The following is a 6,096-nucleotide window of genomic DNA, read 5'->3' as shown; positions in this document are numbered from 1 at the left end:
GAAAAAAGTGTCATCCCCGGCTATGTCACCGGTGCCCATCTTTTTAATAAACAACTCCCTGTCCCCCTGGCGGTAAAGGATGTTGAGCTTGCCGCCATTAATAAAATAGAGACTGGAGTTTTCCTGGCCCTGCTGGAAAATAACGGTGTCGGCGGGACAATCCATGGGCTGCAGGGCAAAGTATAAAGCATTTTCTTCCTCTTTGGTGAGGGTCCTGTTGAGCTCCTCCCAGATGTTGAGGTGGGCCTCGTCGATGGATCCGCTCTTTGCTTCTTCAATGGCTTCGTTTGCCTTGATGATTTGGGATAAGGCCATGGAGTCAATATCATAGATTTTTCCGCGCAATTCTTCAGCCTTTGCGAAATTTTTCTTATTGGCATGCTTGATTACCAGGTCAAGCAGGAGGTTGAGGGCGGTATCCTTTTCCCCTTCCAGGACATACCGAAAAGCCTGTTCTTCCTGCTTTGATAAATCATCCATTGTTCGTCACCTTTTCCTTCATGAAATAAAATCAATTATTCTGTTCAATATAAGACTTCTTGGACGCAGAGTTCAACGTTTATTTCGCCTTTGACATTCAGGAGTTAGAGGGTAAAGCCCAATTTATTGGCCGGGATCATGGAAACAGCCTGTCAGGTTGACTTTGCCGGATATTTTTAAGCTACGACAAAATGAGTTTTTTTTAAAATCATCAAATATCCCGTGGATCCTTTTATGCCTGACTTGATGTTGGTGGATTTGTAGTGAATGTTGTGACTCGTCGGCTGCGGCAGGTTTAACCAGTGCCCCAAAAAGCGCGAACAGGTAAGTTTTTTTCTCTATCTTACTAAAATTTTTCATCTTTTTAATGTCAGTTTAATGGCGCATTCCACTATATGGGGGATAATATGGTGCTGTTTGCCACCAGATATTGTGTCTTTGCGATAACGTGTTCCCGAGACTCGCAAAAATCAAAAAAATCTTTTTTTTCTTGACACTTACGTGCTATGTCCAATATATAATAAGTCATTGTGGTGTAAAGTGGAGTAAAGAGGGGCTGGAGGGTTTGGCAGATGAGTGAAAGTGTTCTTAAGAGACCTGTAAATCATTTCCGTGGACGTTCGGATCACGCCCTTGATGGTAAGGGGCGGCTGAATATTGCCACCCGGTTCCGTGAGGTGTTGAACGTCCAGTACGATGAGCGGCTCATGATTACCCCCTGGAAGAACTGCCTGAAAGCCTATCCGGTGACTCAATGGGAAGCCATGGAGATGGCCCTGCGCGCTGAGGGCAAGAAGCAGCCGGCGATGATAAATCTGATCAGGTATATGATCGGCGGCGTTGTTGAATGCTCATTGGACAAACAGGGACGGATCCTGTTGCCCCCGAAACTGCGGGAGGATTGCCGTATCCAGCGTGAAGTGGTGGTGAATGGAATGATCACCTATTTTGAGATTTGGGACAAAGAAACCTGGGAGGTGGAGAACAAGCCCACTGAGGACAATTTCCAGAATTTTGAGCAGACCTTGTTGGAGTTGGGATTGTTTTGAGTAACCATGGAGACATTGCACCAGCCGGTATTGTTGAATGAAGTCATGGAGTACCTCAAACCGGTTGACGGCGGTATCTATGTTGACGGGAATCTTGGATTGGGTGGACATACGGAAAGGATTCTAGAGGAAAGCAGTCCCGGAGGCCGGGTTGTCGGCTTTGAGCTTGATGAAAAAGCCTTGAGTCATTCGCAAAAACGGCTCAAACCCTTTGGAGATCGGGTGAGTTTCATGCACAGAAATTTTTCCGAAATAAAACTGGCCCTTGATGATTTGGCGATAGCGGAAGTGGACGGGGTGTTGCTTGATTTGGGGCTGTCGTCCATGCAACTGGATACCGGCGGCAGGGGGTTCAGCTTTAAAGGCTCAGAACCGTTGGACATGCGAATGGATCTGCGCTCCGAGATGACTGCCGAAACATATATCAACCGCGCAACCAGGGACGAGCTCGCAGATATATTTTTTTATTACGGTGAAGAACGTCAGGCTCGCCGGATAGCAGACTTCATCGATGATTTCCGCAAGAAGCAAATGATAACAACAACCGATCAGCTTGTTGGGATTATTGAGCGGGCAGTTCCGAAACGTTTTCATCCTAAGAAAATCCATGTGGCCACCAGAGTATTTCAGGGCCTCCGCATCGCAGTAAATAACGAACTCGTAAATCTTGAAAAAGTGTTGGGCGCAGGGGGCGATGTCTTGAAAAACGGCGCCAGGTTCTGCGTTATTTCATTTCATTCTCTGGAAGATCGACTTGTGAAAAAGGCCTTTCGTGAAAATCCTGATTTCAAGGAATTGACCAAAAAGCCGCTAATGGCATCCGATGAAGAATGCCGGATTAATCCCAGAGCGCGGAGTGCCAAGATGCGGGTTGCGGAGATGGGAAGAAGGAAATAGTCCTCACCAGAGTAAGAATAGAGGCTAAGTATTCAAATGCCGGAGGCCAGGAGTTTCAGTAGTCCAGCCACGGGGAGATTCAATTCAAAAATGAGGTGACCAGGTGATTCAAGATTACTCAGGTCGTTATTCACAATTTCATCAAAGACAGAATGTCGTATTCCGAAAAACGGGTACTTTTATTGCCGACGGGAGGTTCTCAAGGATTGCCGGACTTGTCATCACCGTGGTTATGGTTTTCGGCGTGATTGCAAGTTTCTGGCTGGGGCGGCAGATTGATAGCGGACTACAGGAATTGTCTCAAAACGGCAAGCTGAACCAGGAGCTGCGGCTTGAGCGCAACAAATTGATAAGTAAACAGAATGTCCTGTCAGCAAAAGAAAATATTGAGAAAGAGGCCTTGAAGCTTGGATTGAGGGTTGCGACCCCTGATCAGCTCAAGGCTTCGCTATGACGTGAAAGTAAAAAATGACCAAGAGTCGCCGTAATTATAGAAAGCATCTAATTACATTGAGCCTGGCAGTGTTTGTACTGCTCGTGCTGGCAGTCTCCATTGTCGTGCCGAGGTTGAGGCCGGATCGCGACTCGATCAGGGGGTTGGATTCAGGGGGGAAAGCGTCCGCCACCGGTGCAAATATTCTTAAGGATCTTGGCACTTTTGCCAATGTTGAAAGCAGAGATATTGTATCGAGAAAAAATATTTATGACAGAAACCTCAACGAACTGGCAGTCGGTTTCAAGTTGTCCTCAATATATGTAAGGCCGGTTGAAGTACGGGACGCAGAAAGTTTTGCCCGCCGGATATCTCCATTGATGGGTCTGAATGAAGAAGTCATTTTTTCATCTCTCAAATCAGAAGGAAGTCTTCTCTGGCTTGGCAGAAAGATTGATGAAACTCTTGCCCGGAGAGTAATGGAATTAGGCCTTCCGGGGCTTTATCGGACTCATGAGATTGAGAGGTATTACCCGAATCATTTTACCGCAGCACATATTCTAGGTTTTGTACGGGATGAACAGGGCCTTGATGGCATTGAATACTTTTATGATAATGAGCTGCGCGCTGAAACAGTTTCCCAAAATTCGGGGGGGCACCTCATTCTGAGCCTGGACCTTCGTATTCAGCGCCTCCTGGAAAAGCAACTCGCCGAATTAATAGCCTCCACAAAAGCAACTTCAGCAAAGGCCCTGGTTATGGAGGCGAATACCGGAGCCATACTTGCAATGGCAAGCCTGCCGGCTTTCGATCCGAATCGTTTTTGGGAATTCAGTGTCAAGGAACGGAGAAACAGGGTGCTGACTGATGGAGTGCATACGGCAGGTATGGACGGTTTGGTCCGTTATGCCCTGGCCTTGAGCAAGGGAGAGAAAATTAACAGAAAAACTAAAAGCACTGCAGATAAAACCTTGCCGGGAAATCACCTTGGTGCATGGAATCGGTTCGACAACGGTTTCTATGTTTCCCGGGAACTCATGCCGTTTTATATCGAACATGGCTCCTCTGTAGAAGAGGAACAAGGTCTCAAAATGAAACTGGGACTGAATTCAATGAGTGGCATCGATCTTCCTACGCAGCAGGATAAGGCAGTGAGTGGCAAGAATCCTGCTGAATTAGCAGTTGATCAGGAGGACTCCGCTTCGGCGCTAAATCTTCTCACTGCATTTACCCGGTTGGTAAATGGTGGAAAATCGATCACTCCGCATCTCCTGGATTCATTATGGGTTTCAGAGAAAGGGCATCAGGAAAGAAACTGGACAACGGGCGGCGCCGCAGTCAGTTCAGATCTTAGCCAACAAATTCTTGATGATATGCAATCTGAACAACAAACTAACACAAGTGTTTTTTGCGTTGAGTCGCTCAATTTGGTTCATCACCCCGTTGACACGGAATCGTATACTGAAAATTCAGGGACACAAAAGGAGCAACAGGAAATGGAAAAGAGCCATGAAGTTGAATCAATTGATCTCCCGGAAAAGTTTCAGACCTTACTGCTTGGTGTAACCCCGCTGAAACAACCTAGAATTACATTGCTGATAACCCTTGACGACGCGGAAATTAATAAACAGGAGTATTCGCCGGTAAGGACCGCGGCGGAACAGCTGGGCAAAAAAGCACATGCATGGAACGGGGTGGGGCGGATGAATGTTAAGGAAGGGCAGTTTGACTTGATATCGGATAAAACCCGCGCCAGTTGGAGCCGTGATAATGGTCATCCCGAATTAGTTCCTCAGCAGGATATAAAGGCAAAAGTTATGCCTGATGTCAAAGGATTAAGTCTCCGGAATGGATTGCAGGAATTACAGCAACTGGATTTATCCATAAAAATTCATGGGGTAGGGACTATTGTCGGACAATTTCCTGAAGCCGGGAAGGCGTTGAAAGGTCATACCTGTATTTTGAAATTAGCTGCCAAGGGATGAGGAAGGTAGGTGTCATCATCATGACGCAGCCGGGATGGGAATAAGAAGAAGCGGTGATTGGATCAAAGGGAAAAAATATTGATCTTGAAGGTCTGTTAAAAGGGCTTAAGTGTCACTCCAGTATGGATCTTAATGGTATCCGGGTAAAATCGGTAACCGCTGATTCAAGGCAGGTCGGCCCCGGAGCCTTGTTTGTTGCAGTACCAGGAACAGTTGTTGATGGGCGCACCTTTATCCAGGATGCGGTCAACAAAGGGTGCGTTGCGGTGTTGGCGGAGCAAGGGTGCAAGGTTGGGGAAATGCATCGGGTGCCGTTGATTCAGGTGCAGGATTCCCGGGAAGCCCTGGGGCGGATCAGCGCCACATTTTTCGGCAATCCCGGTGGGAAGATGAAAGTGATCGGCATTACCGGGACGAACGGCAAAACAACCTGTACTTATTTGCTTGAATCGGTGATCAAGGCCGGCGGCGGAAATCCTGGAGTTATCGGAACGGTTAATTATCGATATGCCGGGAAGGAAATTCCTTCATCGATGACAACGCCTGAGCCGGTTTTTTTGCAGGGCTTGCTGCAGGAAATGCTGGATGCGGGAGTTACACATATAATAATGGAAGTGTCCTCCCATGCACTGGACCAGAAAAGGCATGCCGGACTGCTCTTTGATGTTGCATTGTTTACAAATTTGAGTCGGGACCATCTTGATTATCACAAGGATATGAAAAGTTATTTTACCATCAAGAGTCAGCTGTTTACCGAAGGACTTAAAAAAATGGGCTTGCGGTCATCTGTGAATCGACAGCCAGTCAGGATCATTTAAACAAAGCCGGGAACCTTGATTGGGGTGGATTACTCATTGAGAAATTAAAGAATAGCGCCGGCGGAAAGGCAGCTCAGAATAAAAGGATTATGTCCTGCGGTCTTGGCAGGCAGGATGTTCATGCAGGCAGCTTTGATTTCGGTTTGCAAGGGATTGAAGCTGATGTGGTTTTTCCGGGAGGGATATTTCATCTGCATTCTGCTTTGACAGGGAAATTTAACCTGAAAAATATCCTTGGCGTCGTCGGAATTGGCGTCGGACTTGGTATTGATGCCACAAAAATAAGAAAAGGATTGCAGGAAGTCGACAATATTCCGGGAAGGCTTGAGCGAATCCAGGTGAAAACGGACTGCGCAGTATTTGTTGATTATGCCCACACCCCTGATGCCCTTGAAAATGTTTTAAAGACGTTAAGGGAAATGAAGCCGGTAAGG

Annotated in this window: 7 protein-coding genes; 6 read left to right on the top strand and 1 reads right to left on the bottom strand. The window is 46.9% G+C overall.

The genetic code is table 11. From position 1 onward, the window contains the following. Positions 1 to 480 (bottom strand): cyclic nucleotide-binding domain-containing protein (locus tag KKE17_13680; protein ID MBU1711048.1); only part of this gene is annotated, 480 nt, incomplete at its 3' end. 572 nt (positions 481 to 1,052) lie between these two features. On the opposite strand from KKE17_13680, the gene mraZ reads away from it, so the two are divergent. The 6 genes from mraZ to KKE17_13650 all read left to right on the top strand — a co-directional run. Continuing rightward, the gene (mraZ, locus tag KKE17_13675) at positions 1,053 to 1,529 is read left to right on the top strand and encodes a division/cell wall cluster transcriptional repressor MraZ (protein MBU1711047.1); all 477 of its coding nucleotides are present in this window, start codon (positions 1,053 to 1,055) and stop codon (positions 1,527 to 1,529) included. Between the two features lie 6 nt (positions 1,530 to 1,535). Continuing rightward, entirely contained in the window at positions 1,536 to 2,426 is an 891-nt protein-coding gene (rsmH, locus tag KKE17_13670; GenBank protein MBU1711046.1) for a 16S rRNA (cytosine(1402)-N(4))-methyltransferase RsmH, read from the top strand. Between the two features lie 103 nt (positions 2,427 to 2,529). Continuing rightward, positions 2,530 to 2,880: a hypothetical protein gene (locus KKE17_13665; protein ID MBU1711045.1), complete on the top strand. Its 351-nt coding sequence runs from the start codon at positions 2,530 to 2,532 to the stop codon at positions 2,878 to 2,880. 14 nt (positions 2,881 to 2,894) lie between these two features. Continuing rightward, positions 2,895 to 4,844, top strand: a complete 1,950-nt coding sequence (locus KKE17_13660; GenBank protein MBU1711044.1) for a hypothetical protein — start codon at positions 2,895 to 2,897, stop codon at positions 4,842 to 4,844. Positions 4,845 to 4,897: 53 nt separating this feature from the next. Further along, positions 4,898 to 5,662, top strand: coding sequence for a hypothetical protein (locus KKE17_13655; GenBank protein MBU1711043.1), 765 nt, complete (start codon positions 4,898 to 4,900; stop codon positions 5,660 to 5,662). 89 nt (positions 5,663 to 5,751) lie between these two features. After that, positions 5,752 to 6,096: UDP-N-acetylmuramoyl-L-alanyl-D-glutamate--2,6-diaminopimelate ligase (locus KKE17_13650; GenBank protein ID MBU1711042.1), on the top strand; the 345-nt coding region annotated here is incomplete at its 3' end.

It is taken from the genome of Pseudomonadota bacterium (genome assembly GCA_018823135.1).
Taxonomy (GTDB): Bacteria; Desulfobacterota; Desulfobulbia; order Desulfobulbales; family CALZHT01; genus JAHJJF01.
Note: the sequence above shows the minus strand (reverse complement) of the source record. Positions and strands in the feature narration are given on the sequence as shown.